The 972-nt window shown below is 73.1% G+C and carries 2 protein-coding genes; one reads left to right on the top strand and one right to left on the bottom strand.

What is annotated here, in order from left to right; all coding sequences use genetic code 11:
* Positions 1 to 289: hypothetical protein (locus E1298_RS49175; protein ID WP_207945301.1), on the top strand; the 289-nt coding region annotated here is incomplete at its 5' end.
* Between the two features lie 172 nt (positions 290 to 461).
* Here the strand turns inward: E1298_RS49175 and E1298_RS47225 are convergent.
* The coding region (locus tag E1298_RS47225; RefSeq protein WP_165976010.1) for a LiaF domain-containing protein at positions 462 to 972 on the bottom strand (511 nt) is incomplete at its 5' end.

The following is a 972-nucleotide window of genomic DNA, read 5'->3' as shown; positions in this document are numbered from 1 at the left end:
CGACGCCGCCGCGCCCCGTCCCCGCGACGCGGACGAGACCGACGATCTTCAGCACCCCGCCGCCGAGCCGGAGGCCGCCCCCGAGCCGCCCGCGGCCGCGGGCGACGAGGGCCCGCAGGTCCGCATCCTCAGCGGCACCAAGCGCTACCACCGCATCGACTGCGCCCTGATCGAGGACATCGGCGACGAGGCCGACGACCTGGAGGCCCTGTCCCGCGCGGAGGCGAAGGCCCGCGGCTGCACGCCCTGCCTCGTCTGCCAGCCCGACCGCGAACACGCCAAAGACTGACCCGACCACCGCGGCCCAGCCCCTACCCAGGGCCCGCGCCATGCGCGGGGCCGCCTCAGGGCACGCGGGGCCGGCCTACGCATGTGGGGTCGCCTCGGCGCGTGCGGGTGGCCCGCATTGCAAGGTGGCTCACGTGTGTGAGGGTTCGCCTTTGTGCTTGGGGTGACCGGTGTTAGTGGTTGCGGTGGCGTTCGGCGCGTAGTTCGCGTAGGCGGTCGCGGCGTTCGTCGCGGCGGCGGAGGGATTCCTCGCGGCGTCCCTGGCGGCGGTCGAGCTTCTCTTCGCGCCGCCTGTGCGCCTCGTGGATTCTGTGGTGCCGGTCGCCGCGCCTGTACCGCTCGTCCACCGCGCGGCGGGTGACCGAGACGCCTCCGAAGAGGAGCATGCCCGTCAGGCGGATGACGGGGGCGTCGGGGTCGACGGTGTCGTCCTCCGGGCAGTCGGAGCCCGCGAAGATCGCGAACATGGACGGCATGACACGCACGCCGGGCGGGACGATGATCTCCACGCCGCCGAAGAGGCAGCTGATGTTGACCGTCACCTCCCTCCGGCTGAGGACGGCCTGCCGGAAGTCCAGCTCCGCGCCGCCGAACAGGCAGGCGATGTTGGTGTGCTCCTCGACCAGCCAGCGTCCCTTGCGCTCCACCCCGGAGAAGACCGCCGCGAGGGTGGACGACTGCGGG

Source organism: Actinomadura rubrisoli, assembly GCF_004349215.1.
GTDB classification, from domain to species: Bacteria; Actinomycetota; Actinomycetes; order Streptosporangiales; family Streptosporangiaceae; genus Spirillospora; species Spirillospora rubrisoli.
Note: the sequence above shows the minus strand (reverse complement) of the source record. Positions and strands in the feature narration are given on the sequence as shown.